The sequence below is a fragment of the Geodermatophilus sp. URMC 61 genome, assembly GCF_052931555.1.
Window position 1 is genome coordinate 919426 of the sequence record NZ_JBRFHZ010000002.1, and the last position, 26234, is coordinate 945659.

Sequence of the window (26234 nt, forward strand, 5' to 3'; positions counted from 1 at the left end):
GGACCGGGGCGGCCCGCGGGGCCGGCGTCTGGCTCGAGCTGACCGTGCTGCCCCGGCGGGGCGGGGCACGGAGCGCTGACGCCCGCTTCCCTGCCTCCTCGCAGCCGGTGCCGACACCCGTACAGCCGGCAGCCGACCAGCAGCCGTGGGTGGGCGACGGTCGACTGCCGGCTGAGGCGGCGGGGTGGTGGCTGTCGGGTCAGGCGGCGGTGGCCAGGGGTGGTCCGGTGCGCTGGGGGCCGATCAGGATCTCGGTGCCGTCGGGGCGCCAGGTGCGCCATCGGCCATCCGGTCGGCGCTCGACGCGGAAGCCGTGGTGCACCTTGGTGTGGTGCCGCTCGCAGAGCAGGGCGGCGTTGTCCAGGTCGGTGGCTCCGCCGTCGATCCAGGCCCGCAGGTGGTGCACGTCGCACCAGTGCGTCGGCGCCGGGCAGCCGGCGAACACGCAGCCGCCGTCGCGCACCTCCGCGGCCCGGCGGACGTGGGGTGGGAACAGCCGCACGGTGCGGCCGTGCTCCAGCGGCACCCGGTCGGGGCCCATCACGATGCGGGTGACGTTCCCGTCGCAGGCCAGCCCGCGGGCCCGGGCCGCGGAGATGGTCGCCCCCAAGCCCAGCTCGGCGGCACCCCGGCCGACCGCGGGGCCGGCCAGGTCCTCCAGGCTCCAGGCCGATGGTGACGACGACCTGCGGCTTGTGCCCGCGCAGCGTGGGCACGCTGCTGGCGGCCAACTGGTTGTCGCACAGCTGCACCAGCGCATCGGCCAGATGCTGGCCCCGCGTCCGCTCGTCGGCGGCGGCCCGGCCGGCCTGCACCAGGGACTCCAGCGCCGCCTGCAGCCTCTCCCCGCCCACCGCATGCAGGTCGAAGCGGCCGGTGACCCCGCCGTCGGGCCGCCGGGTGAGCACCAGCCGCCGGCCCTCGGTGGGATCGGGCTCGGGGCCGTCGGCGTCGAGCCGGTCCAGGTAGTGCTGCACCGCCGTGGCGACGTCGGCGTGCGGCCGCTCCTTGGCCACGCTAGTGAGCACGGTGTCCACCGCGGCCAGGTCCACGCCCTGCTCGGCGGCCAGGGCCAGCGGGCCCGGCTCGGCCACCCGCGCGATCAGCCCGGCCTGCTCACCGGTCACCGCACCCGCGGCGAACGCCGCCGCCATCGCCGGCAGGTGCGCCAGCGCCCGCCCGGCGCGCACCACCCGCGCCGCCTCGGCGGCCGACAGGTGGGCGTGCCCGCGCAGCCAGGAGGCCATGGTCGTGAGCCCGTCGACCTCCGCGGCCCCGGACACCTCGGCCTCCCGCACGGTGCGGGCGATCTCGGCGGCCAGCCCGTTCTGCGCGGCCAGCAGCGGGCGCAGCCGCTCCAGCAGCGCCGGACCGAACAACGGGGCGAGGTCCTCGGCGGCGAGCGCGTCGAGGGCGGCGATCAGCTCGTCCACGACACCCCCCGCCGGTTCGATCAGCTGTTCGAAGTCTAGCTCACCCGGCGATCTCGATCACCGAGAATCCTCAAGTGAGGCGCCTGTCCACAGATCTCGACGGGCCTCGACAGGCATGGGTCACGACCGGAGAGCGAGGACACCGTGGAGCCCGTCGTTCACTGGGTAGGTGCGACGTCCACCACCCCGTCTGCGGGAATCCCGTCGGGCGCGCGGCTGCTCCCACGTACCGTGGCACGCGTGAAGAAGGTCGTCGTCCTGGACTACGGCTCGGGCAACCTCCGCTCGGCCGAACGCGCACTGACCCGGGTCGGTGCCGACGTCACGGTGACCGGCGACCCGCACGCGGCGCTCGAGGCAGACGGTCTCGTCGTGCCCGGGGTCGGCGCCTTCGCGGCGTGCATGCGGGGCCTGAAGGCCGTCGACGGGCCGCGCGTGATCGGCCGCCGGCTCGCCGGTGGCCGTCCGGTGCTCGGCGTCTGCGTGGGCATGCAGGTGCTCTTCGAGCGCGGTGTCGAGCACGGCCAGGACGCCGAGGGCTGCGGCGAGTGGCCCGGTGTGGTGGAGCAGCTGCAGGCGCCGGTCCTGCCGCACATGGGCTGGAACACCGTGCAGGTGCCCGAGGAGTCGGTGCTGTTCGACGGGCTCGAGGACCAGCGCTTCTACTTCGTGCACTCCTACGGGGTACGCGACTTCCCGCTGGGCTCCGAGGGGCCGCCGTCCCCGCTGGCCGCGCCGCTGGTCACCTGGGCCGAGCACGGCGACCGGTTCGTCGCCGGGGTGGAGAACGGCCCGCTGTCGGCCACCCAGTTCCACCCGGAGAAGTCCGGGGACGCCGGCGCCCAGCTGCTCGGCAACTGGCTGCAGACCCTGAGCTGACCGCTCACTGCAGCGGGAACGGCGACTGCAGCCACCACGGCGCGTCGACCACCTCGACCCGCGCGACCCACTTCACCCACCAGAAACCCCGGCGCCCGGGGGCGACGAGCCGCACCGGTGCGCCGTGTCCCGGGGTGAGCGGGCGGCCCGCCGCGTGCGTGGCCAGCAGCAGCCGACCTGCCTCGACGAGCGGCAGCCGGCGCCGGAACCCGGTTCCCGAGACCACGTCCACGCTGCCGTCGACCGGCAGCTCCCGGCCCAGGTGCTCGGTGAGCAGTCGGTCCAGCCGCACCCCGCGCCAGTCCTGGACGGCGTACCAGCCGCCGGTGCAGTCGAGGACGGCGCGGACGACGTCCCCGCGGTCGAGGTCGGCGACCGGCACCCGCACCCGCCGGCCGGGAGCGGTCAGCACGAGCACGGCAGCGGGGGAGTCCGGCACCGTGTCGGAGATCCACTGCGTGACCGGCATGGCGACCGGGTCGTCGGTGCCGCGCTCGAACGAGCCGGTGGCCCGGCGTTCGGCGCCCGGTGCGCCGGTCAGCCGCAGCAGCCCCTCGCCGGAGCCCCAGAGCGCCATCGCGCCGGCGCCCAGCGCACCGGCCCGCAGCAGCCCGCGCCGGCCGAGGTCGGTCGTGCGCGGGCGCTGCCGACGTCCCCACGCGTGGACGACGACCAGCGCGCCGGTGGCCACGCCCGCGGCCACGTGGACGTGCAGCACCGGGACGCCGGCCGACCAGGACCACGGTCCGGTCACCCCGGCCGCGTGCAGGACGCCGGTGAGCAGCGTCAGGAGCGTCGCCACCCCGAGCGAGACACCGCCGGCGCCGCGGGTCCCGGCGGGTCGGCGCCAGGCCCGCCGGACCACGACGGCCTTCCACGGGACGAGCAGCAGCAGCCCGAGCCCGGCCGCTCCGTGCACCGCCACCACCAGCCGCGCCGGGCCGGGCGACCCGACGGCGAAGGCCAGCACGCCGGTACCGCCGGACAGCAGGAGCAGCGCGAGCAGGCCCACGTTGGTGCGCCGGCCCGCCCGGCGGGGCGACGTCAGGGCCACGCACCGAGTGTGCGTCAGCTGCGCAGATAGGAGGCCCCGTTGACGTCGATGATCGTCCCGGTGCTGAACCGCGCCTCCGGCGACGCGAGCCACAGCACCGCGGCGGCGACCTCCTCGGGGCGGGCGACCCGGCCGTAGGGCGACTGCGCGCGGACGGCGTCCCCGCCCGGGCCGTCGAGCACCTCGCGGGCCATCTCGGTCTGCACGAAGCCCGGCGCCACGGTGCCCACCGAGATGCCGTGCGGGGCGAGCGCGATCGCCATGGACTGGCCGAAGGCGTTGAGCCCGGCCTTCGACGCGCCGTAGGCGGGTGTGTTCGGCTCGCCGCGGAACGCGCCGCGGCTGGAGACGTTCACGACCGCACCCCCACCGGCGGCGACCAGGTGCGGCACCGCCCGGAAGGTGGCGTTGGCGGCGCCGAGCAGGTTGACCGCGAGCGTCCGCGACCACGCCGCCTGCCACTCCTCGTAGGTGACCGTCAGGGGCGGGTGGGCGGTGAAGACCCCGGCGTTGTTGACCAGTACGTCGAGCCCGCCGAGCGCGGCCGCGGCCTCGTCGACCATCCGGCCCACCGCCTCGGCGTCGGCCAGGTCGGCCTGCACCGACACGTGCCCGTCGCCGGGCAACTCGGCCAGCACCGCCTCGGCGCGCTCCCGCGACGCCCCCCAGTGCACCGCGACGCGGTCACCGGCGGCGGCGAAGGCGCGTGCGATGGCGCGGCCGATGCCACGCGAACCACCGGTGACCAGGACGGCGCGGGAGTCGCTCACACCGGGCAGTCAACCAGGACGTTCACCAGCGGCCGCGGTGGACCACCTCGTCGACGCCGCGCCGGCCGCGCCGCAGGGACGGCGACCGGCGGTCCTCCGCGCCCGGGTAGCCGACCGACACCACGCCGACCGGCCGATGGGTGTCCGGGACGCCGAACGCCGTCCGCAGCGCGTCGACCCGCTCGGCCGGGACGCCGAAGAAGCACGCGCCCAGCCCCTCGTCGACGGCGGTGAGCAGCATCAGCAGCGCGGCCATGCCGGCGTCGACGTCCCAGTAGGGGACCGGCCAGCGGGCCTCGTCCCGGTCGGTCCAGCCCTTGTCCGGCTCGGCGTACCGCTCCAGGTAGGCCGCCTTGGACGACAGCGGCACCACCAGCAGCGGCGCCCGCCGCATCCGGGTCAGCCACCCGTCCGGGGCGCCGGCGGAGGTGGTCACCGCCCAGAACAGCTCGCGGTCGGCGGCGTCCTCCAGCACCAGGAACGCCCAGCCCTGGGTGAAGCCGGCCGACGGCGCGCGCAGCGCGTGCTCGAGCAGCCGCTCACGCACCTGGGGCGGCACCGGCCGGTCGGGGTCGTAGTCGCGCACCATGCGCCGCCGGCGGACGACGTCAGCGAACTCCACCGCGTCACCCTGTCACCGTGCCCACCGCCCCGGTGCTCCGGATCCGCTCACGGACCGTGAGCGCATCGGTCGGTAACGCGAGGACACGTACGGCGTGGCCGCCGATGGAAGTGGCACTTCCGTAACAGGGGGTGTGGCTCAGAGTGACCAGCCGCCAGTATCTGCCCGGCGATCCGAGCCCGATTCGGATCGCTGAGCTGCGGGATCGGCGCGAGCCACGGGCCGGTCCCGGGTCCGCACCCGGTGCGGGCGCCCTCGTCCCACCGCGGAGGGACCTCCGAGGGCTCAACGGAATGCGGATGGTCGAGTCGACACCGGGGCCCCGTCGCCACAGCGGGCGCCATCGAGGAACCGCACCTGTGGACCGGTGCTCTGCCGGTCCACTCGACGGGCCCGGGACGCGCAGCCCGGACGCCCGTGCGCTCCTCCCGGTGTCCCGGAGGGGGAAACGCGTTCGTGTCCGAGGTCTTCTCGGTGATCGCCCGTGACTGGCACCTGCTGCTGCCGATCGGTGTCGTGGGCGTCCTGTCCTGGTCCATCTGGCTGATCCGCAAGGTGCTGTCCGGGCGCTACCGCTCCACGGTCAACCTCTTCCGCACCACCACCTCGGTCGTCGTCCCCTCGTTCCGGGAGGACCCCGACGTCCTGGACCGCTGTCTGGACAGCTGGCTGGCCCAGGGCCCGACCGAGGTCATCGTCGTGCTCGACATGAAGGACACCGAGGCCTTCGCCCGGCTGACCGCCCGTGACGACGCCCGGCTGAGCGTCATCTCCTTCGCCCACCAGGGCAAGCGCTCGGCGCTCGGGGTGGGCATCCGGGCCGCCAGGGGTGAGGTGCTGGTGCTGTGCGACTCGGACACCGTCTGGCTGCCCGGCGTCCTCAGCTCGGTGCAGATGCCCTTCGTCGACCCCGCGGTCGGTGCGGTCAGCACACGGCAGAACGTCTACCAGCCGGACTCCAGCATCTGGCGGCGGGTGGCCGACTGGATCATCGACCTGCGCTACCTGGACTACGTGCCGGCCACGTCGCGGGCCGGCGCGGTCGTCTGCGTCTCCGGGAGGACGGCGGCCTACCGGCGCAGCGCCGTGCTGCCGGTCCTGGAGCACCTCGAGCACGAGTTCTTCCTGGGCCGGCGCTGCATCGCCGGGGACGACGGCCGGCTGACCTGGCTGATGCTGGCCAGCGGCTACAAGACCGTCCACCAGAGCAGCGCGCGCGCCCAGTCGATGTTCCCCAGCACCTTCCGCGCCTTCTGCAAGCAGCGGGTGCGCTGGAGCCGCAACTCCTACCGCTGCTACCTGACCGCGGCCTGGAACGGGTGGCTCTGGCGGGTCCCGCTGGTCAGCCAGGTGACGGTGCTGCAGATCCTGTCCACACCGGTCACGATGTTCGCCGCCGTGTACTACGTGGTCGCCTCGGCCTCCGACGACCGCGGCTGGCAGGCGCTGGGGCTCTCCCTGGCCTGGGTGCTCATCGGCCGGGCCATCCGCAGCACCAGTCACCTGCGCCGTCGTCCGCAGGACCTCGCGATCCTGCCGCTCGTCGCGGTCGTCATCGCGCTGGTGGCACTGCCGATCAAGACCTACGCCCTCTTCACCATGAACAAGCAGGGCTGGCTGACCCGCCGCGCCGACCTCACCGGCGGGGAGGGTCAGGACGAGGCGAGCCTCGCCCCGGTGACCCGACCCGCCACCGCGCCGGCGGCGGTGGCCAGGTGAGGCGCCGGGGGACCGGCTCGCGGGTGCTCGTCGCGCTCGCGCTGACCACGGCCGCGCTCGCCGTCCCGCTCCTCGCCGGCCGCCTGCCGCACGCCGAGGCCCCCGAGGAGGCCTCGACCCCCTCCGCCGGGCTCCTCGCGGCGCCCAGCCAGGCCGGCGCGGACCGGCAGAGCGACCTCGTCGTCGCCGAGGACCGGCGTCTGCTCGGCCTCGTCACCTCCGTCCGCCCGGGGTCGGCGCCGTACACGGTGGCGCCCGAGGGCGCCGACACGCTGGTGCTCACCAGCCGCGGTCTGCCCTACGGGCTCGGCGACCTGGTCGGGCTGGGCGCCGCGCGGGTCGAGCCGGACGGCGCGGTGCTGCTCACCCGGCACGTGTTCGTAGCGCCCGGCGCGCGGCTCGCCATCGAGGCGCCCGGCACCGAGCTGCGGCTGCGCAGCGAGTCCTCCGGCTTCGCCTCCCTGGTGGCCTGGAAGGCGGACCTGCTCCTGGCGGGGGCCTCGGGGCGGCGTCTCCAGGTGACCAGCTGGGACCCCGCGGCCGCCGGACCGGATCAGCAGGTGGAGGACGGCCGGGCCTACGTCCGGGACGTGGGCGGCCGGATGACCGTCCGGCAGACCGATGCCGCGCACCTGGGCTTCTGGGCGGGCCGGACCAGCGGCGTGGCCTGGACCGGCAGCTCGACGACGGTGGCCACCGGCGCGATCTCGGACTCCTCGTTCCGGGCCAACCACTACGGCGTCTTCGCCTCGCAGGGCGAGCAGCTCGAGGTCGTCGCCGCGGTGTTCGCGGACAACGTGGTGGACGGCCTGGCGCTGTACCGCAGCACCGAGTCGACGACCGTCCGAGAGTCGCTGGCGCGGGACAACGGCCGGCACGGCTACTCCGTCGACCGGGGTTCGGAGTCGGTGGTGTTCACGCGGTCCTCGGCCATCCGCAACGGTGCGCACGGCGTCTTCTTCGACGGCGCGCCGCTGGCGCAGGGGCTCTCCGCCGGTGGGGCGCCGCTGCGGGCCTACGGGCAGGTGACCGTCGACGGCGGCTCGCTGGTCGGCAACGGCCGGGCGGGTCTGCGGGTGATGGAGGGTGCCGCCGTGACCGTCCGCGGGACGCGGGTGGTCGACAACCGCGACGGCATCGTCGTCGTGGACACCGGGGCGCCCACCACGGTCGAGGACACCGTCGTGTCCGGGCCGCACCGCTTCGGCATCTCGGTACAGGGCGGCACGGCCACGGTCCTCCGCAACGAGGTCGTCGGCGGCCGGACGGGGATCCGGGCGCAGGACGCCGTCGCCACCATCACCGGCAACTCGGTCTCGGGCACGACCGACCACGGCGTCTCGGTGGTCGGGGCGGCCGGCGGCTGCGCGGTCACGGGCAACACGATCGCCGGCCGGGGACCCAGCGGCCTGGACACCTACCGCGTCGACCCCCTGCACACCGTGGACGTCAGGGGCAACGACCTCGAGGGCTGGGAGACCGACCGCGACAACTGGACGTACTGGTCGACGTTCATCCCCAACCACCCGATGCTCGTCCTCTGGGTCGTCGTCCTGGGTGTCCCGGTGACCCTCGCTCTCCACGCGCGCCGCCGGCGGCTGGAGCCCGGAGCCGCGCCCTACCCGGACGTCCCACGCCGCGGGACCCCGCGTCTCGTGCGGGTGGACGTCGGCCGTCCCACGTCCGAGGGGACGCCGTCGTGAGGGCGCGACGCCCGCTCCGGTGGACAGCGGCCCTGGTCCTGCTCGCCTGCGCGGCCTGCACCCAGTCGTCGGACGGCCCCGCCCTCGACGCCGCCCCGCCCACGACGGCGCCGCCCGCTCCCTCGACCGCGGCACCACCGCCGCCCCCGCCCCCCGGCGGCGCGGCGGTCCCGGCCGGCTGCCCGGCGGAGGCGCCCGACGCCGTCGACGTCACCGACGCGCAGGAACTGCTGGCGGCGCTGGAGGCGGCCCGGCCGGGCCAGGTGATCCGGCTGGCCGACGGCCGCTACGAGGGCGAGTTCCTGGCCGAGGCGCAGGCCAGCGCGGAGGCGCCGATCCGGCTGTGCGGAGGGCGGGGTGCGGTGCTCGACGGCGGGGACGTCGACGGCGGCTACACGCTGCACCTGTCGGGGGCCACGCACTGGACGGTCAGCGGGTTCACCGTCACCGGCGGGCAGAAGGGCGTGATGGTCGACGCCGGCTCCGGCATCCGGATCGAGGGGCTGCTGGTGACCTCGATGGGGGACGAGGCCATCCACCTGCGGACCCACAGCAGCGACAACGCCGTGGTGGGCAACACCATCCGCGACACCGGACTGCGCAAGCCGAAGTTCGGCGAGGGGGTCTACGTGGGCAGCGCGGAGAGCAACTGGTGTCAGCTCACCGACTGCCAACCCGACCGCAGCGACCGCAACCTCATCGAGGGCAACGACATCGCCGGCACCACCGCCGAGGCCGTCGACGTCAAGGAGGGCACCAGCGACGGGGTGTTGCGCGGCAACACCTTCGACGGCGCCGCGATGGTCGAGGCCGACTCGTGGGTCGACGTGAAGGGCAACGGCTGGCGGATCGAGGACAACACCGGCACCTCCACCCCCGCCGACGGGTTCCAGGTGCACGAGATCGTCGACGGCTGGGGGCGGGGCACGGTGTTCACGGGGAACGTGGTGCACGGGGTCCCGGAGCTGGCCATCAACGTCGCCGGGCCACGGACGATCCGCGACGCGACCACGGTGACCTGCGACAACGCGGTGGACACCGGGCGGCTGAGCAACGTGGCGTGCTCCCGGCGATGAGCCGCGCCGGCCGAGCGCTGCCGGGGTCCGCCCGGTGACGCCGGCCGCACCCGCCCGCCCGGCGACGGCGACGAGCGCACCCGGCTGGTCGGGTGGCTGGACCTGCAGCGCGCGAGCTGCTCGACGGCGCCGAGGGCCGCTACCGGGTCGCCCGTGCCGGTGACGCGGGCCACCGGCACGGGGTCCCTACGCTGTGGAGCGTGCCGAAGCTGCAACTGCTCCCCGCCGTCGACGTCGCCGACGGCCAGGCCGTCCGCCTCGTGCAGGGGGAGGCCGGCAGCGAGACCTCCTACGGCGACCCGCTGGAGGCCGCGCTGCAGTGGCAGCGGGACGGCGCCGAGTGGGTGCACCTGGTCGACCTCGACGCGGCCTTCGGCCGGGGCGGCAACCGCGAGCTGCTGGCCCGCGTGGTCGGCGAGCTGGACGTCGACGTCGAGCTCTCCGGGGGCATCCGGGACGACGAGTCGCTGGCCGCGGCACTGGCCACCGGCTGTCGCCGGGTCAACCTCGGCACCGCCGCGCTGGAGTCGCCCGAGTGGTGCGCCCGCGCCATCGCCGAGCACGGCGACCGGATCGCCGTGGGCCTCGACGTCCGCGGCACCCGGCTGGCCGCCCGCGGCTGGACCCGCGAGGGCGGCGAGCTCTACGAGACCCTCGCCCGCCTCGACGCCGAGGGCTGCGCGCGCTACGTCGTCACCGACATCACCAAGGACGGCACGCTGCGCGGCCCCAACCTCGACCTGCTGCGCGAGGTCTGCGCCGCGACGCCGCGCCCGGTGGTCGCCTCCGGCGGGGTCAGCTCGCTCGACGACATCCGCGCGCTGGCCGGCCTGACCCCCGTCGGCGTCGAGGGCGCGATCGTCGGCAAGGCCCTGTACGCCGGCGCGTTCACGCTGCCCGAGGCGCTGCGGGTGACCGAGGAGCTGGCGTCGTGAGCGAGCTCGCGGGCTCCCGCAGGGACACAGCAGCGCCGCGAACGCGGCCGACGAGCGCCGGCGAGGAGGAGGCGTGAGCGTGGTCCGCTTCGGCTCCGACACACCCTGGGAGGCGGTCGTCGGCTACAGCCGCGTCGTCGTCCACGGCGACATGGCGTGGGTCAGCGGCACGACGGCCACCGTCGACGGCGCCGTCGTCCACCCCGGGGACGCCGGCGCGCAGACCCGCCAGGCCCTGGCCAACCTCTCCGAGGCGCTGGAGCGGGCCGGGTTCACCGTCGCCGACGTCGTCCGCACCCGGATGTTCGTCACCGACATCTCCCGCTGGGAGGAGGTCGGCCGCGCGCACGGCGAGGTCTTCGGCGACATCCGGCCGGCCACCTCGATGGTGCAGGTCGCCGCGCTGATCGACCCGGCCATGCTGGTCGAGATCGAGGCCGACGCCGTGCGGAGGACCCCGGCATGAGCCTGGCCGTGCGCGTGATCCCGTGCCTGGACGTCGACGCCGGCCGGGTGGTCAAGGGCGTGAACTTCATCGACCTGCGGGACGCCGGTGACCCGGTGGAGATGGCCCGCGTCTACGACGCCGAGGGCGCCGACGAGCTGACCTTCCTCGACATCACCGCCAGCTCCGGCGACCGCGAGACCACCTACGACGTCGTCCGCCGCACCGCGGAGAGCGTGTTCATCCCGCTGACCGTCGGCGGCGGGGTGCGCTCGGTGACCGACGTCGACCGGCTGCTGCGGGCCGGCGCGGACAAGGTCGCGGTCAACACCGCCGCCGTCGCCCGCCCGGAGCTGATCAGCGAGATCAGCGACCGGTTCGGCAACCAGGTGCTCGTGCTCTCCCTCGACGCCCGCCGGACCCGTGACGGTGCGGTCACCGACTCCGGGTTCGAGATCACCACGCACGGCGGACGGCGCGGCACCGGCCGGGACGCCGTCGAGTGGGTCGTGCAGGCCGCCGAACTCGGCGTGGGTGAGGTGCTGCTCAACTCGATGGACGCCGACGGCACCGAGGCCGGCTTCGACCTCGAGCTGATCCGCGCGGTGCGCCGGGAGGTCACCGTGCCGGTCATCGCCAGCGGCGGCGCGGGGGAGACCGCGCACTTCCCGCCCGCGGTCGAGGCCGGCGCCGACGCGGTGCTCGCCGCCACCGTCTTCCACTTCGGCAAGCTGCGGATCGGCGACGTCAAGGCCGCCCTCGGCGACGCCGGCGTCCCGGTCCGCCGGGAGACCGACCACCCGATGGCCTGACCGCGGCGGTCGACCCGCCCCGGGCGGCCGTGGGACCCTCCTCGGAGTTCCTCGACCCGGGGAGGCGCCGTGTGTCGCTGGCTGGGTTACGTCGGGGACCCGATCACGCCCCGCGAGCTGCTGTACGACCCGGAGCGGTCGCTGATCGAGCAGAGCCGCCGACACGCTCCGGACATGCCGCTGCCCAACGGCGACGGGTCCGGGCTGGGGTGGTACGGACGCCGGGAGGTGCCGGCCCTGTTCCGGACCACCGCGCCGGCCTGGGGCGACGAGAACCTGCTCGAGCTGGCGAGCGAGATCTCGTCCCGCCTCTTCCTGGCCCACGTCCGGGCGGGGACCGGAGCGCCGGTGCAGCAGACCAACTGCCACCCCTTCCGGTACCGGAACTGGTTGTTCGTGCACAACGGGTACATCAACGAGCACGCCCGGCTGCGGCGGGAGCTGCTGCTGGCCGTCCGGCCGGACCTGTTCGGCAACATCGTCGGCACCACGGACTCCGAGCTGATGTTCCACCTGGCCCTGACCTTCGGGTTGCAGGACGACCCGGTGGCCGGCCTGGAGGCGATGGCGGGCTTCGTGGAGGAGGTCGCGGAGGCGGCGGGTGTGCCCGAGCCCGTCCAGATGACGGTCGGTCTGACCGACGGCAGCAGGCTCTACGCGGCCCGGTACGCCAGCGGCCCGGTGGTGAACTCCCTGTTCGTCAGCGAGGACGTGGAGTCGCTGCGCGCGCTGTACCCGTCCAGCGAGCGGTTCGCCCACTTCCCGGACAACGCCCGGGCCGTCGTCTCCGAACCGCTGGTGGACCTGCCCGGGGTGTGGCGGGAGGTGCCCGTGGCCACCGCGCTGGTCGTGGACGAGACGGTGCAGGAGCTCCCGTTCGAGCCGCGCCGCCCGGTGGCCGTCGCCCCCTCGGCCACGGGGTAGGCCCGGTGGCCCCTGCAGGGCCCGCCGCGAGCCCGGGAGTGGCAGGGGGCCTCTACTCGACGCGGGCGACGTCCCTGCGCCCGCTGGCCCACAGCAGCAGCTCCAGCGGCTCGCCCTCCACCACCGTCTCCGGCGTGCCGCTGCCGTAGTGCCGTTCCACCCCCGGCACGTCGCTGCGGCGCAGCACCAGCGCCCCCGGCACCCCGCCGGCGGCGACCCGGCCGAAGAACACGACGTTGCCCCACAGCTGGTCCTGCACCTCCCGGGGCAGCGCGCGGGGCGCCCAGCCCGGCTGGGCCCGGCGGACGTCCTCGTGGTGGATGGCGTACTCCGCCGTGTCGACCACCGCGGCCACCGGTGGCCACGCGGTGGGCAGCCACCGCGGCGGCCCGGAGCGCACGCGGGCCACCAGGTCGGCGTAGGGGGTGCCGGCGCGCAGGCGGTCCTCCACGCGGTGGGCCCAGGCGGCGAACGGCCGGCCGACCGGCGTGGTCTCCAGGGCGAAGCCGGGCATGGCGTCCGGACGGCGGTCCCGGGCGACCAGGTGCGCGGCCAGGTGGGCCGTCGTCCAGCCCTCGCAGCGGGTGGGCGCGGAGGGTCCCAGCCCCTCGAGGAGGTCGGCGAGCGCCGCGCGCTCGCGCGCGGCCAGCGGCCGGGAAGAGGAGGTCACCGGGCGGGGTTACCGACGGGGCGGGCCCGGGAAACAGCGCGCGGGCCCTTAGCGCGTCTAAGTACAGTCGCAGACGCCGCCCCGCACGACCACCGAGGAGACCTGTGCCCCGCCGCCGAGACGCCGTCGTGCGGCGAGGGATGCGCCACATCGGGCGCGCGATCGCCGAGCAGCCCGGCATGTTCACGCTGGCCTTCCTCGCCAGCACCCTCTACGGCGGGATGACCGTGGCCAGCGCCTACGTGCTCGGCGAGGTCACCGACCGCGTCGTCCTCCCGGCCCTGGACCACGGCGTCACCTCGGCCGGCGCCCTGACCCTCGCCGCGGCCGCCATCCTCGGCGTCGCCTTCCTGAAGATCCTCGGCATCCTCGGCCGGCGGCTGTTCGCCGGCGTCATGGGCTACCGGCTGCAGGCCGAGTACCGCCGCCGGGTGACCGGCCAGTACCTGCGGCTGCCGCTGTCGTGGCACCAGCGGCACCCGACGGGGCAGCTGCTGTCCAACGCCAACTCCGACGTCGAGGCGGCCTGGTTCTTCGTGGCGCCGCTGCCCTTCGCCTGCGGCGCGGTCGTGATGATCGGCATCACCGTGGTCGCCCTGGTCGTCACCGACCCGTGGCTGGCGCTGGTCGGCCTGGTGGTCTTCCCGCTGGTCTTCGTGCTCAACGCCGTCTACTCGCAGGCGATGAGCCCGCGGATGCGCCGGGCCCAGCAGCTGCGCGCCGAGGTCAGCGAGATCGCGCACGAGAGCTTCGACGCCGCCCTGGTCGTGAAGACCCTCGGTCGGGAGGACGTCGAGACCCGCCGGTTCACCGAGCGCGCCGAGGAGCTGCGCGACGGGCTGGTCGCCGTCGGCCGGGTGCGCGGGCTGTTCGACCCGCTGATGGAGGCGCTGCCCAACCTCGGCACCCTGGCCGTGCTGCTCATCGGCGCCGGCCGCGTCGCCGACGGTGCCACCGACGCCGGCGACCTGGTCTCCATCGCCTACCTGTTCACGCTGCTGGCGCTGCCGATCCGCGCCATCGGCTGGGTGCTGGCCGACCTGCCGCGCGCCCTGGCCGGCTTCGACCGGGTGACGCCGGTGCTCGACGCGACCGGCGAGACGCCGCACGGCACCGAGGTCGCCGTCGCCGGCACCGGCGGTGCGGGGCTGGGCGTGCGCGGGGTCGACTACGGCTTCGACGGCGCGGCCCGCCCCACGCTGTCGGGCGTCACCTTCGACGTCGCGCCGGGCAGCACGGTCGCCGTCGTCGGGCCGACCGGCTCGGGCAAGTCGACGCTGGCCGGGCTGCTCGTCCGGCTGGTCGACCCCGGCACCGGCGAGGTGCTGCTCGACGGGGTCGACCTGCGCGCGCTGCGCGAGGGGGAGGTCAGCACCCAGGCGGCCTTCGTGCCGCAGGGCACCTTCCTCTTCGACGACACGGTGCGTGGCAACGTCACCCTCGGCGCCGACGTCCCCGACGACGAGGTGTGGGCGGCGCTGCGGGTCGCCGCCGTCGACGACGTCGTGCGCCGGCTGCCCGAGGGCCTCGACACCCGCGTCGGCGAGCGCGGCGCGACCCTGTCCGGCGGTCAGCGGCAGCGGATCGCGCTGGCCCGCGCGGTGGTGCGCCGTCCGCGGCTGCTGGTGCTCGACGACGCGACCAGCGCCGTCGACCCCGCCGTCGAGGCCCGCATCCTCGACGCGCTGCGCTCGGCCGACCGGCCCTCGACCGTGGTCGTGGTCGCCTACCGGCAGGCCACCATCGCGCTGGCCGACGAGGTCGTCTGGCTCGAGGGCGGCCGGGTGCTCGCCCGCGGCAGCCACGAGCGGCTGCTGGCCGAGGTGCCCGGGTACGCCGCGCTGGTGCGGGCCTACGCGCAGACGGAGGTGGCGGCGTGAGCACCGCGATCGCCGAGCACCGCGAGGAGGGGGCCTTCGCCACCCTGCGCCGCGGCCTGCGGATGATGCCGGAGTTCCGCCGCGGCCTGCCGGCCACCTTCGCCCTCGCCCTGGTCGCCACCGCGGGGCGGGTGGTCGTGCCGATCGCCGTCCAGCAGGTCATCGACCGCGGCCTGACCGGCCCCGGCGGCCCGGACCTCGACCTCGTCCGCACCGTCGTGCTGCTCTGCGCCGTCGTCGTTCTGCTGACCGTCGTGGCGGTCTACCGGATGAACGTCCGGCTGTTCCGGACGACGGAGACCGCGCTGGCCGGGCTGCGCGCGCAGGCGTTCCGGCACGTGCACGACCTCTCGGTGCTGCACCAGCAGGGGCAGCGCCGCGGCTCGCTGGTCTCCCGGGTCACCAGTGACGTCGACCAGCTGTCCACCTTCATGCAGTGGGGCGGCGTGCTGGGCGTGGTCAGCCTCGGCCAGCTGCTGGTGGCCACCGTCGTCATGGCGGTCTACTCCTGGCAGCTGACGCTCGTCGTGCTGCTGTGCTTCGTGCCGCTGGCGATCGCCGTGCGCTTCTTCGCCGCCCGGCTGGCCGTCGTCTACGGCGTCGTGCGCGAGCGGGTCGGCGACGTCCTGGCCGCGGTGTCGGAGTCCGTCGTCGGCGCCTCGACGGTGCGGGCCTACGGCATCCGCGAGCGCACCGCCGCCCGCCTCGACCGCGCCATCCACCGGCACTACCGGGCGCAGGTGAAGGCCCAGCAGGTCACCGCGTCGGTCTTCGTCAGCGGCGAGTTCGTGGCCGCCGTCGCCAACGTCGCGGTGGTCGTGGGCGGCGTCCTGCTCGGCCTGGACGGCGACCTCACCCCCGGCACCCTGGTCGCGTTCCTGTTCCTGGTCACGCTCTTCGTCGCGCCGGTGCAGACGGCCAGCGAGGTGCTCAACGAGGCCCAGAACGCCGTCGCCGGGTTCCGCCGGGTGCTCGACGTCCTGGAGACCGAGCCCGACGTCCGCGACCCGGCCGTCGCCGACCCTACGACGGCGCGGGAGCTGCCGCACACGCCGCTGGGCGTGTGGTTCGAGCACGTGACCTTCCGCTACGCGCCCGGGGCGCGGGCGGCGCTGGAGGACGTCGACCTGGAGATCGCGCCGCGCCGCCGCGTCGCCATCGTGGGCGAGACCGGCTCGGGCAAGACGACGTTCGCCAAGCTCGTCACCCGCCTGATGGACCCCACCGGGGGCCGCGTGCTGCTCGGCGACGACGGCGCCGGCTGGGTGCCCCTGGACCGGGTCGCGTTCGCCTCGCTGCGCCAGCGGGTGGTGATGGTGCCGCAGGACGGCTACCTGTTCGACGCGACCGTCGCCGACAACGTGCGCTACGGCCGGCCGGGGCTCTCCGACGCCGACGTGCGCGCCGCCTTCGAGGAGCTGGGGCTGGGCGACTGGGTGGCCGGGCTGGCCGACGGCGTGGCCACGCGGGTCGGCCAGCGCGGCGAGTCGCTGTCGGCGGGGGAGCGGCAGCTGGTCGCCGTCGCCCGCGCCTACGTCGCCGACCCCGACCTGCTGGTGCTCGACGAGGCCACCAGCGCCGTCGACCCGGCCACCGAGCGCCGCCTCACGCACGCGCTCGACCGGCTGACCAACGGGCGGACGACGCTCACCATCGCCCACCGGCTCTCCACCGCCGAGCGGGCCGACGAGGTCCTCGTCGTCGACGCCGGCCGGGTGGTCCAGCGCGGCTCGCACGCCGAGCTGGTGGACGCCGAGGGTCCCTACGCGCGGCTGCACGCCTCCTGGCGCCGGTCCTCGGCGGCGGAGCCCCAGCCGACGGCCTGACGCGCCGTCGTCATCGCCGGGAACGCCTGACACGGCGTCACGGGCGACCGACGTCCCGCGGGCCGGCTGCGACCGCCGTCCCGGCGCTGCGGTCGCCGTCCTCGTGCTGCAGCACGGGGACGCCGACCGCGGGGAGGACGGCCGGAGCCGCTGAGCGGCCCCCGTGGGGCCTAGCCTGCGGACGTGGCCACACCCCGCGACCGAGGCCGTCCGGCAGCCGACCTCCCGCCGCCGGACGCGCGCATGCCACCGCTCGCGCTCACCGCCGGCGTCCTCGGTCTCGTCGGGGCGCTGCCCACGCTCTTCCTCGCCGTCGTCGCCGTGGCGCTCGGCGGGCTCGCCGCCGACGCCGGACCCGACCCGTGGACCTATCTGCTGCTCGCCGCGCCGGTGGTGCAGGTCCTCGGCGCGACAGGGCTGCTGACGCGCCGCAGCTGGCTGCTGCTGGTCCTGGCTGTCGTCCCGGTCGCGCTGCTGGCCGGTGCGGTCGTCTGGGCGGCCACCGGCACCGCGGACGCCGGCAACCCGAGCCTGCCGCTGCTGCTGCTGGTCGCCCCGGTGCTCGCCGCGGTCCTGGCGGCCACCACGCGGGTGCGCCGCTGGGTGGCCGCACGGCCGCGCCGCACCCGCTGACTCCCGTCCCGCCGGCGCACAGGTGGCCGACCTACGCTGCCGGCCATGGCGTCCTCCTCCCGCAGCCGGGTGGCGACGCGTCGCTCGCCGCGGGCGGCGCCCCGCCAGCAGCCGCCCCCGCCGAGGCCGGCCGGACGGCCGGTCCTCGCCCCGTTCGCCGCCGTCTTCGGCCTCCTGGTCGCCGCCGAGTACCTGTGGCTGGCCTGGCTGCTCCGCGCCCCGGAGGTGGCGACGCCCTGGTTCGTCGTCGCCCCCGTGGTGCTGGCCGTGCTGGCCCTGGCCGGCGCGGTGCTCGTCATCCTCGGGCGGGCGCGGGCGTTGCTGCTGCTGGCCGCCGTCAGCGTCGTCCTGCTGCTCGGCCTGCTGGGCACCGCCGTCCTGTTCGGCGCCCTGGGCCTGGGTGCGGTGGTCGGTCAGACGCTGCTGCTGCTCGTCGGGCCGCTCGGCTGCCTGGTGCTCGCCGTGCGCCGCCCGGTCCGGGAGTGGACGCGCCGCGCACGGGTGACGCGACCGCCTGACCAGGGCCGCCGGACACAGCGCACCCGCTAGCGTTCGTTCCGTGACCGACACCGACGTCGTTGTGGTGGGGGCGGGGCTGGCCGGGCTGGTCGCCGCCGCGGAACTGGTCGATGCGGGCAAGCGCGTGGTGCTGCTCGACCAGGAGCCCGAGCAGTCCCTGGGTGGGCAGGCCTGGTGGTCCTTCGGCGGGCTGTTCCTCGTCGACTCGCCCGAGCAGCGGCGGCTGCGGGTGCACGACTCGCTCGAGCTGGCCCGGCAGGACTGGTTCGGCACCGCCTCCTTCGACCGCGAGGAGGACCACTGGCCGCGCCGGTGGGCGGAGGCCTACCTGCAGTTCGCCGCGGGGGAGAAGCGGGCGTGGCTGCGCGAGCAGGGCATCCGGTTCTTCCCGGTGGTCGGCTGGGCCGAGCGCGGTGGGTACACCGCCACCGGTCACGGCAACTCCGTGCCGCGCTTCCACATCGTCTGGGGCACCGGCCCGGGCATCGTCGAGCCCTTCGCCCGCCGGGTCCGGGCCGCCGCCGACCGCGGGGCGCTGCGGCTGCTGTTCCGGCACCGCGTCGACGAGCTCGTCGTCAGCGGTGGCGCGGTCACCGGCGTCCGCGGCACGGTCCTGGAGCCCAGCGACGTGCCCCGCGGCGAGGCCAGCTCCCGCACGCCGGCCGGGGAGTTCGAGGTGTCCGCGCAGGCCGTCGTCGTCACCTCCGGCGGGATCGGCGGCAACCACGACCTGGTGCGGCAGAACTGGCCCGCCCGCCTCGGCCCCGCGCCGCAGCGACTCCTCTCCGGCGTCCCGGCGCACGTCGACGGCCGGATGCTCCAGGTCACCGAGGCCGCCGGCGCGAACCTGATCAACCGCGACCGCATGTGGCACTACACCGAGGGCATCGCCAACCACTCGCCGGTCTGGCAGCGGCACGGCATCCGGATCCTGCCCGGGCCCTCCTCGCTGTGGCTCGACGCGACCGGCAGGCGGCTGCCGGTGCCGCTGTTCCCCGGCTTCGACACCCTCGGCACGCTGGCCCACATCGGACAGACCGGCTACGAGCACACCTGGTTCGTCGCCACGCACAAGATCGTGGAGAAGGAGTTCGCGCTGTCGGGCTCCGAGCAAAACCCCGACCTCACGGGCAAGGACGTCAAGCTGCTGCTCAACCGGGCCCGCGCCGGCGTCGCCGCCCCGGTCCAGGCCTTCCTCGACAAGGGGGAGGACTTCGTCGTCGCCCGCACCCTGCCCCAGCTGGTCGCCGGGATGAACCGGGTCACCGGCGGCACTCCGGAGCTGCGGCTGGCCGACGTCGAGCGCGAGGTCGTCGCCCGCGACCGCGAGGTCGCCCACCCCTTCACCAAGGACCTGCAGATCACCGCGATCCGCGGCGCCCGCAGCTACCTCGGCGACAAGCTCATCCGCGTGGCCCCGCCGCACCGGCTGCTCGACCCCGAGGCCGGCCCGCTGATCGCCGTCCGGCTCAACCTGATCACCCGCAAGACCCTCGGCGGGCTGGAGACCGACCTCTCCGGGCGCGTGCTGCAGCCCGGCGGCGCGGTCTTCCCCGGCCTCTACGCCGCGGGCGAGGTGGCGGGCTTCGGCGGGGGCGGCATGCACGGCTACCGCTCGCTGGAGGGCACCTTCCTCGGCGGCTGCCTGTTCAGCGGCCGGGTGACCGGCCGCGCGCTCGCGGCCGCGCTGTGAGCGGACGGATGACCCGGTGAGCACGCAGCCCAGCCCCTGGTCGGACCCGACGACGGAGACCGAGCCCGGCGCCCCCTACGCCGGGCCGCCGCCGACGGTGCCGTACCGGCCCGCCACCGGCTGGCCCCCCGCGGCCCCGTACGGGGGGACGGCGTGGCCACCGCCCTGGCCGCTGTCCTGGCCACCGCCCTGGCCACCGGCCCCCGCCCGGCCGCAGCGGCCCGGACAGGTGGTCGCGGCCGCGGTGCTCGCCTTCGCCCAGGCCGCCGGCGTGGCCCTCGCGACCGCCTACCTGCAGCTGCTGGGCACGGTGTTCTCGATGGCCGCGGGCGAGCCCGGGTTCCCGGCCGACGGCGCGGCGCTGGCCGCCGAGGCGAGGGTGCTCTCCCTCGTCCAGCTGGCCTCGGTGGTCCTGCTGGGCACCGCGGGGATCCTGGCGTTGACCAGCCGCCGCCCCCTCGCCCGCTGGACCCTGGTGGCCGCGGGCGCCCTGCAGCTGGCGCTGGCCGCCTACTGGGCGGTGCGGCTGCTCCCCGTGCTCGACCAGGGGGCCGGTGTGCTGGCCGTCCTCGTGCTCGGCTTCGCCGCCGCGCCGGCCGTCGCCCTGGGGTTGTCGGTGGGCCGGCCCGCGCAGGCCTGGTTCGCCCCTCCCGACGGGGGGACGACGCCGCACCGGTGATCCGGCCGGTCGGCGGCGGGTGGGACGATCGGGCGCATGTCCGCCGTCCCCGCCGCCGAGTCCGCCCTGGACCCCGCGGTCGCCGCACTACTGCGCCGCGACCCCGCCGGGCTGGTCGCCGCCGTCGTCCAGCAGCACGACACCGGCGAGGTGCTCATGGTCGCCTGGATGGACGACGAGGCGCTGCGCCGCACCCTGACCACCGGCCGGGCCACCTACTGGTCGCGCAGCCGGCGCGAGTACTGGGTGAAGGGGGAGACCTCCGGGCACCGCCAGTGGGTCCGCGACGTCCGACTGGACTGCGACGGCGACGCCCTGCTGGTCCTCGTCGACCAGGAGGGGCCGGCCTGCCACACCGGCGAGCGCTCCTGCTTCCACCGCCCGCTGGAGGTCACCCGTGCGGCTCGGTGAGACCAGCCCGTCGCGGGAGGAGTTCGCGGCGCTCGATCAGCCGATGGTCCCGGTCACCCGGCGGCTGCTGGCCGACGGCGAGACGGCGGTCGGCATCTACCGCAAGCTCGCCGGCAACCGTCCGGGCACGGTGCTGCTGGAGTCCGCCGAGCAGGGCAAGCAGTGGAGCCGGTACAGCTTCGTGGGCGTCCGCAGCGCCGGGGTGCTCACCGAGCGGGACGGCGTCGCGCTGTGGCTGGGGGAGCCGCTCGCCGGCCTCACCGACGACCTGCCCGCGGACCCGCTGGCCGCCGTCCGCACGCTGGCCCGCCGGCTGCGCTCGCCGCGCCGTCCGGACCTGCCCCGGCTGACCGGCGGCCTGGTCGGCTACCTCGGCTACGACGTGGTCCGGCGGCTGGAGCGGCTGCCGGTCACCAGCGTCGACGACCTCGGCATGCCCGAGCTCGCGCTCATGCTGGTCACCGACCTGGCGGTGCTGGACCACCACGACGGCACCGTGCTGCTGATCGCGAACGCGGTGCGCGGGGCGGAGGGCTACGACGACGCGGTGACCCGGCTGGACGCGATGGCCGCCGACCTGGCCAAGGCCGCGCCGCCCGGGGTGGCCACCTTCGCCACGGCCGCGCCGCCGATGGTGCAGAGCAACATGGCGCCCGGGGTCTTCGAGGACGGCGTGGAGCGCGTGCGCGAGCACATCCGGGCCGGCGACGCCTTCCAGGTGGTGCTCTCGCAGCGTTTCGAGATGCCGACCGAGGTCGAGGCCCTGGACCTCTACCGGGTGCTGCGGGCGACCAACCCCTCGCCGTACATGTACCTGCTGCGCTTCGCCGGGCGGGAGTCGCCGTTCGACGTCGTCGGCTCCTCGCCGGAGGCGCTGGTCACCGTGACCAGCAGCTCGGCCGTCGTCCACCCGCCGGCCGGCACCCGCCCGCGGGGCGCGACCCCCGAGGAGGACGTGCGGCTGGCCGAGGGCCTGCTCGCCGACCCCAAGGAACGCGCCGAGCACGTGATGCTGGTCGACCTGGCCCGCAACGACCTCGGACGGGTCTGCGTCCCCGGCACGGTCGAGGTGCCCGACTTCATGCGGGTCGAGCACTACAGCCACGTCATGCACCTGGTGTCGACCGTGGCCGGCGAGGTCGCCCCGCAGTGGGACGCCCTCGACGTCTTCGACGCGACCTTCCCGGCCGGCACCGTCTCCGGGGCGCCCAAGCCGAGCGCGATGGCGATCATCGAGTCGCTGGAGCCCACCCGGCGCGCGCTCTACGCCGGCACCGTCGGCTACGTCGACGCCAGCGGCGACCTCGACATGGCCATCGCCATCCGGACGGCGGTGCTGCACCAGGGCCGCGCCTACGTGCAGGCCGGCGCGGGCGTCGTCGCCGACAGCGACCCGGCCACCGAGGAGGCCGAGACCCGGCACAAGGCGCGCGCGGTGCTCTCGGCGATCGCGACGGCAGAGGGGATGCGGGAGCTCCCGTGAGCCGCCCTGTCGTCCGGCCGGCTCCGCGGGGCGGAGACGGACCGTGAGCGACCGCCGCGAGATGGCCGCTGCCGTCGTCGGCCTCGCCGTGGGCGGGGGTCTGGCGCTGTCCACCGGCGGCCAGACGTGGCTCACCGCGACCGTGGCACGCCCCGAGCCCCTGCCGCCGGTCACCGAGCAGCTGACCGGCTCGGAGCTCGCGCCGCTGGTACCGGCCGGCGGGCTGGTGCTGCTGGCGGCCGCGGTGGCGCTGGTCGCCGTCCGGGGCGCCGGGCGGGTGCTGGTCGGGCTGCTGGCCGCCGTCGCCGGGGGAGTGCTCGGCTGGTCGGGCCTGCGGACCCTGGTCGCCGGAGGGGACGCCGCGGCCGCGAGCGTGCTCGGCAGTGGGACGCCGGGCAGCACGGGAACCACCGTGCTGTCGGCCGCCTGGCCGGTGCTCGCCCTCGTCGCGGGGCTGCTCGCCGTGGCCGCGGGCCTGCTCACCGTGCTCCGCGGCCACACCTGGCCGGACATGGGGCGCCGGTACGAGCGGGCGGCGGCCGCGGCCCCCGCCCGCCGGCAGACCGACGAGGACCGCGCGCTCGACGCCTGGCGCGCGCTCGACCGCGGCGAGGACCCCACCGAGGGGCCAGCGGAACGACGCTGATTACCCGGGGACCGCCCGATCCACACCCCCGTCCGGGGTGTCCACCCGCCCCCGCGGGCAGCCGGGCGGTCGGCCGCCTCTAGAGTTGGTCCACGGATCGGGGCCCGGCCGGGGCCACGCCCGGTGGGTGGTCTCCGGAACCCGGTGGGCGGTTGACGAGCAGCAGCGGGGAGGGACTCGTGTCCGTACTCGACGAGATCGTCGCCGGCGTCCGTGAGGACCTGGCGGCACGCGAGGCGACCACCCCGCTGGCGGAGGTCAAGGCCGCCGCTCGGGACGCCCGCCCGCCCCTCGACGCCCTGACGGCCCTGCGCGCACCGGGTGTCGGCGTCATCGCCGAGGTGAAGCGGCAGAGCCCCTCCAAGGGTGCGCTCGCCGACATCCCCGACCCCGCGGTGCTGGCCCGGCAGTACGCCGACGGCGGCGCCCGGGTGATCAGCGTGCTCACCGAGCGGCGCCGCTTCGGGGGCGGCCAGGCCGACCTCGCCGCCGTTCGGGCGGCCGTCGACGTCCCGGTGCTGTGCAAGGACTTCGTCGTCACCAGCTACCAGGTGCACGAGGCGCGCGCCCACGGGGCCGACGTCGTCCTGCTGATCGTCGCCGCGCTGGAGCAGAACGCGCTCGTCGGCCTGCTGGAGCGGGTCGAGTCGCTCGGCATGACCGCGCTGGTCGAGGTGCACACCGAGGCCGAGGCCGACCGCGCCCTCGCCGCCGGCGCCGCGGTCATCGGCGTCAACGCCCGCGACCTGACCACGCTGCAGGTCGACCGCTCCACGTTCGAGCGGATCGCGCCGGGGCTGCCGTCGGAGGTCGTGAAGGTCGCCGAGTCCGGCGTCCGCGGGCCGCACGACCTGATCTCCTACGCCGCGGCCGGCGCCGACGCCGTCCTCGTGGGCGAGGGCCTGGTGACCGCCGGCGACGCCCGCCAGGCGGTCGCCGACCTGGTCACGGCCGGGGCGCACCCGGCCACCCCGCGCACCCCCCGCTGACCAGGCCCCGTCCCGAGGCTCGCCCCGAGCTTGCGAGGGGTGAGGAGGACGGGGTCCTTCTTCTGCCCCCCGGGAAGGACCTCCCTGCCCCCCACCGCTCGCAGGCTCGCGGCGGGCCCTGCAGGAAGGCCGACCGGGGCTCGCGGTGGCCTCTGCAGGAGGGCCGAACCGCCGGTTCGGCAACCCCCTGCACCGGTACGGGGCTGACACGCGGGACACTGGGGGCATGACCACGAGCGCCGTCTCCCCGCCGGAAACGCGACTCGAGCCGGCGCGCCCGAGCTGGCCCGACGCCACGGGCCACTTCGGGGTCTTCGGTGGCCGGTTCGTGCCCGAGGCGTTGATCGCCGCGCTCGACGAGCTGACCGAGGCCTACCGCGCGATGCGCGTCGACCCGGCCTTCCTCGAGGAGTTCGCCGCGCTGCAGCGCGACTACACCGGCCGGCCGAGCCCGATCACCGAGGTGCCGAGGTTCGCCGAGCACGCCGGCGGAGCGCGCATCTGGCTCAAGCGCGAGGACCTCAACCACACCGGCTCCCACAAGATCAACAACGTGCTGGGCCAGGCGCTGCTGACCAGGCGGATCGGCAAGCAGCGGGTCATCGCCGAGACGGGGGCCGGGCAGCACGGCGTCGCGACCGCCACGGCGGCGGCGCTCATGGGGCTGTCCTGCACGATCTACATGGGCGAGGAGGACACCCGCCGCCAGGCGCTCAACGTCGCCCGCATGCGGCTGCTCGGCGCCGAGGTCGTCCCGGTCACCACCGGCTCGCGCACCCTCAAGGACGCGATCAACGAGGCGTTCCGCGACTGGGTCACCAACGTCGAGACGACGAACTACGTGTTCGGCACCGTCGCCGGCCCGCACCCGTTCCCGGAGATGGTCCGCGACTTCCAGCGGGTCATCGGTGACGAGGCGCGCGCCCAGCTGCTCGAGCGGGTCGGCCGGCTGCCCGACGCCGTCCTGGCCTGCGTGGGCGGCGGCTCCAACGCCATCGGCATCTTCACCGCCTTCGTCCCGGACGACGGCGTCCGCCTGGTGGGGCTGGAGGCCGGCGGGGACGGGGTGGAGACCGGGCGGCACGCGGCCACCATCACCGGCGGGACGCCGGGGGTGCTGCACGGCGCCCGCTCCTACCTGCTGCAGGACGAGAACGGCCAGACCATCGAGTCGCACTCGATCAGCGCTGGCCTGGACTACCCGGGCGTCGGCCCGGAGCACTCCCACCTGCACGACATCGGCCGGGCCGAGTACCGGGCGGTCACCGACGCCGAGGCCATGGAGGCCTTCGCGCTGCTCTGTCGCACCGAGGGCATCATCCCGGCGATCGAGTCGGCGCACGCCCTGGCCGGGGCGATCACCCTGGGCAGGGAGCTGGGGTCGCGCGGGGCCGGGAGGCGCGGGGACGAGCCTCCACTGCTGCTGGTCAACCTCTCCGGCCGCGGCGACAAGGACGTCGAGACGGCGTCGCGCTGGTTCGGCCTCGGCGACCGCGAGCACGTCGAGCCCGGCGCCGGCATGGACACCGACCAGCAGCCCACCGAGGGCGCGGTCACCTCCGGCGACGCGGTCGCCGGGCAGGACGCGGGGGAGTCGGCGTGAGCCACCTGCAGGACACCATCGCCAAGGCCAGGGCGGAGGGGCGCTCGGCGCTGGTCGCCTACCTCCCGGTGGGGTACCCGGACGTCGACGCCTCCATCGCGGCCATGGTCGCGGCGGTCGGCGGCGGGGCCGACGTCGTCGAGGTCGGCGTCCCCTACAGCGACCCCGGCATGGACGGCCCGGTCATCCAGCAGGCCGTCGACCCGGCGGTGCGCGCGGGCGTCGGCATGCGCGACGTGCTGCGCGCCGTCGAGGCGGTCGCCGCGACCGGTGCGGTGCCGGTCGTCATGAGCTACTGGAACCCGATCGAGCGCTACGGCGTCGAGCGGTTCGCCGCCGACCTGGCCGCAGCCGGGGGAGCGGGGGCCATCACGCCGGACCTCATCCCCGACGAGGCCGGGGCGTGGCTGGCCGCGTCGGAGGCGCACGACCTCGACCGGGTGTTCCTGGTCGCGCCGTCGTCCACCGACGCACGCCTGGCCACGACCACCGCGGCCTGCCGCGGGTTCGTCTACGCCGCCTCCACCATGGGCGTCACCGGCACCCGGGCCACCGTCGGCGACGCCGCGGAGCGCCTGGTCGCCCGCACCCGCGAGGTCACCGAGCTGCCGGTGTGCGTGGGCCTGGGCGTCTCCAACGGTGACCAGGCCGCCGAGGTCGCCGGCTTCGCCGACGGCGTCATCGTCGGGTCGGCCTACGTGCGCGAGCTGCTCGAGGGCCGGGGCGCCGAGGGCGTGCGCCGGCTCTCGGAGGACCTCGCCGCGGGCGTGCGCCGTCCGGTGTCCGCCCCGTGACCGAGCTCGCGAGGTCACGCATGGGCACAGCACCGA

At 75.7% G+C, this 26234-nt stretch carries 25 protein-coding genes and 1 pseudogene; 20 read left to right on the plus strand and 6 right to left on the minus strand.

The window, feature by feature from the left end:
* Window positions 1-199: 199 nt before the first annotated feature.
* Together ACU610_RS04310 and ACU610_RS04315 are read right to left on the minus strand one after the other, a co-directional pair.
* A complete protein-coding gene (locus ACU610_RS04310) occupies window positions 200-610 on the minus strand; it encodes an HNH endonuclease signature motif containing protein (RefSeq protein WP_446766484.1) in 411 nt (136 codons plus the stop codon).
* 115 nt (window positions 611-725) lie between these two features.
* Window positions 726-1433: pseudogene (locus tag ACU610_RS04315) on the minus strand (DUF222 domain-containing protein); the annotation flags it as partial.
* 240 nt (window positions 1434-1673) lie between these two features.
* Between ACU610_RS04315 and hisH the strand changes: the two are divergent.
* Window positions 1674-2312, plus strand: a complete 639-nt coding sequence (gene hisH, locus ACU610_RS04320; RefSeq protein ID WP_446766485.1) for an imidazole glycerol phosphate synthase subunit HisH — start codon at window positions 1674-1676, stop codon at window positions 2310-2312.
* Between the two features lie 4 nt (window positions 2313-2316).
* On the opposite strand, the gene ACU610_RS04325 is transcribed toward hisH, so the two are convergent.
* The 3 genes from ACU610_RS04325 to ACU610_RS04335 are packed head-to-tail and all read right to left on the minus strand — an operon-like array spanning window position 2317 to window position 4758.
* Entirely contained in the window at window positions 2317-3366 is a 1050-nt protein-coding gene (locus tag ACU610_RS04325) for a molybdopterin-dependent oxidoreductase (protein ID WP_446766486.1), read from the minus strand.
* Window positions 3367-3380: 14 nt separating this feature from the next.
* Entirely contained in the window at window positions 3381-4136 is a 756-nt protein-coding gene (locus tag ACU610_RS04330) for an SDR family NAD(P)-dependent oxidoreductase (RefSeq protein ID WP_446766487.1), read from the minus strand.
* Window positions 4137-4158: 22 nt separating this feature from the next.
* Window positions 4159-4758, minus strand: coding sequence for a nitroreductase family protein (locus ACU610_RS04335; protein ID WP_446766488.1), 600 nt, complete (start codon window positions 4756-4758; stop codon window positions 4159-4161).
* A 456-nt stretch (window positions 4759-5214) separates the two neighbouring features.
* Here ACU610_RS04335 and ACU610_RS04340 point away from each other — a divergent pair, with 456 nt between their 5' ends.
* From ACU610_RS04340 to ACU610_RS04370, 7 genes are all read left to right on the plus strand, one after another.
* On the plus strand, window positions 5215-6477 hold the full coding sequence (locus ACU610_RS04340; RefSeq protein ID WP_446766489.1) for a glycosyltransferase: 1263 nt from the start codon (window positions 5215-5217) through the stop codon (window positions 6475-6477).
* The gene (locus ACU610_RS04345; protein ID WP_446766490.1) at window positions 6474-8180 is read left to right on the plus strand and encodes a right-handed parallel beta-helix repeat-containing protein; all 1707 of its coding nucleotides are present in this window, start codon (window positions 6474-6476) and stop codon (window positions 8178-8180) included. Before ACU610_RS04340 ends, ACU610_RS04345 begins: the two co-directional genes overlap by 4 nt.
* Window positions 8177-9256, plus strand: a complete 1080-nt coding sequence (locus ACU610_RS04350; protein WP_446766491.1) for a right-handed parallel beta-helix repeat-containing protein — start codon at window positions 8177-8179, stop codon at window positions 9254-9256. The genes ACU610_RS04345 and ACU610_RS04350 overlap by 4 nt, the downstream gene beginning before the upstream one ends.
* A gap of 200 nt (window positions 9257-9456) precedes the next feature.
* The gene (gene priA, locus ACU610_RS04355) at window positions 9457-10191 is read left to right on the plus strand and encodes a bifunctional 1-(5-phosphoribosyl)-5-((5-phosphoribosylamino)methylideneamino)imidazole-4-carboxamide isomerase/phosphoribosylanthranilate isomerase PriA (protein WP_446766492.1); all 735 of its coding nucleotides are present in this window, start codon (window positions 9457-9459) and stop codon (window positions 10189-10191) included.
* A gap of 73 nt (window positions 10192-10264) precedes the next feature.
* Window positions 10265-10657 (plus strand): RidA family protein, encoded by a 393-nt coding sequence (locus ACU610_RS04360; RefSeq protein ID WP_446766493.1) that lies wholly within the window; start codon window positions 10265-10267, stop codon window positions 10655-10657.
* Window positions 10654-11448 carry an imidazole glycerol phosphate synthase subunit HisF gene (gene hisF / locus ACU610_RS04365; RefSeq protein WP_446766494.1) on the plus strand — a complete coding sequence of 265 codons (795 nt, stop codon included), beginning with the start codon at window positions 10654-10656 and terminating at the stop codon, window positions 11446-11448. Before ACU610_RS04360 ends, hisF begins: the two co-directional genes overlap by 4 nt.
* 69 nt (window positions 11449-11517) lie before the next feature.
* Complete coding sequence (locus tag ACU610_RS04370; RefSeq protein ID WP_446766495.1) at window positions 11518-12372, plus strand: class II glutamine amidotransferase; 855 nt, start codon at window positions 11518-11520, stop codon at window positions 12370-12372.
* A gap of 52 nt (window positions 12373-12424) precedes the next feature.
* Here ACU610_RS04370 and ACU610_RS04375 read toward each other — a convergent pair whose 3' ends face one another.
* The gene (locus ACU610_RS04375) at window positions 12425-13042 is read right to left on the minus strand and encodes a TIGR03085 family metal-binding protein (protein WP_446766496.1); all 618 of its coding nucleotides are present in this window, start codon (window positions 13040-13042) and stop codon (window positions 12425-12427) included.
* A 104-nt stretch (window positions 13043-13146) separates the two neighbouring features.
* Here ACU610_RS04375 and ACU610_RS04380 point away from each other — a divergent pair, with 104 nt between their 5' ends.
* The 12 genes from ACU610_RS04380 (at window position 13147) to trpA (ending at window position 26198) form a co-directional block, all read left to right on the plus strand.
* Window positions 13147-14922 (plus strand): ABC transporter ATP-binding protein, encoded by a 1776-nt coding sequence (locus ACU610_RS04380; RefSeq protein ID WP_446766497.1) that lies wholly within the window; start codon window positions 13147-13149, stop codon window positions 14920-14922.
* The gene (locus ACU610_RS04385) at window positions 14919-16748 is read left to right on the plus strand and encodes an ABC transporter ATP-binding protein (protein ID WP_446766498.1); all 1830 of its coding nucleotides are present in this window, start codon (window positions 14919-14921) and stop codon (window positions 16746-16748) included. Before ACU610_RS04380 ends, ACU610_RS04385 begins: the two co-directional genes overlap by 4 nt.
* Window positions 16749-16931: 183 nt before the next feature.
* A complete protein-coding gene (locus tag ACU610_RS04390) occupies window positions 16932-17381 on the plus strand; it encodes a hypothetical protein (RefSeq protein ID WP_446766499.1) in 450 nt (149 codons plus the stop codon).
* A 45-nt stretch (window positions 17382-17426) separates the two neighbouring features.
* Window positions 17427-17930 (plus strand): hypothetical protein, encoded by a 504-nt coding sequence (locus tag ACU610_RS04395; protein ID WP_446766500.1) that lies wholly within the window; start codon window positions 17427-17429, stop codon window positions 17928-17930.
* Window positions 17931-17940: 10 nt separating this feature from the next.
* The gene (locus ACU610_RS04400) at window positions 17941-19593 is read left to right on the plus strand and encodes an FAD-binding dehydrogenase (protein WP_446766501.1); all 1653 of its coding nucleotides are present in this window, start codon (window positions 17941-17943) and stop codon (window positions 19591-19593) included.
* A gap of 16 nt (window positions 19594-19609) precedes the next feature.
* Window positions 19610-20272 carry a hypothetical protein gene (locus tag ACU610_RS04405; protein ID WP_446766502.1) on the plus strand — a complete coding sequence of 221 codons (663 nt, stop codon included), beginning with the start codon at window positions 19610-19612 and terminating at the stop codon, window positions 20270-20272.
* Window positions 20273-20308: 36 nt separating this feature from the next.
* Complete coding sequence (hisI, locus tag ACU610_RS04410; protein WP_446766503.1) at window positions 20309-20683, plus strand: phosphoribosyl-AMP cyclohydrolase; 375 nt, start codon at window positions 20309-20311, stop codon at window positions 20681-20683.
* Window positions 20670-22166: an anthranilate synthase component I gene (locus ACU610_RS04415; RefSeq protein ID WP_446766504.1), complete on the plus strand. Its 1497-nt coding sequence runs from the start codon at window positions 20670-20672 to the stop codon at window positions 22164-22166. The genes hisI and ACU610_RS04415 overlap by 14 nt, the downstream gene beginning before the upstream one ends.
* A gap of 43 nt (window positions 22167-22209) precedes the next feature.
* Window positions 22210-22812, plus strand: a complete 603-nt coding sequence (locus tag ACU610_RS04420; protein WP_446766505.1) for a TIGR02234 family membrane protein — start codon at window positions 22210-22212, stop codon at window positions 22810-22812.
* A 179-nt stretch (window positions 22813-22991) separates the two neighbouring features.
* Window positions 22992-23801 (plus strand): indole-3-glycerol phosphate synthase TrpC, encoded by an 810-nt coding sequence (gene trpC / locus ACU610_RS04425; protein WP_446766506.1) that lies wholly within the window; start codon window positions 22992-22994, stop codon window positions 23799-23801.
* A gap of 226 nt (window positions 23802-24027) precedes the next feature.
* Window positions 24028-25404 carry a tryptophan synthase subunit beta gene (gene trpB / locus ACU610_RS04430; RefSeq protein ID WP_446766507.1) on the plus strand — a complete coding sequence of 459 codons (1377 nt, stop codon included), beginning with the start codon at window positions 24028-24030 and terminating at the stop codon, window positions 25402-25404.
* On the plus strand, window positions 25401-26198 hold the full coding sequence (gene trpA / locus ACU610_RS04435; RefSeq protein ID WP_446766508.1) for a tryptophan synthase subunit alpha: 798 nt from the start codon (window positions 25401-25403) through the stop codon (window positions 26196-26198). The genes trpB and trpA overlap by 4 nt, the downstream gene beginning before the upstream one ends.
* Window positions 26199-26234 lie beyond the last annotated feature (36 nt).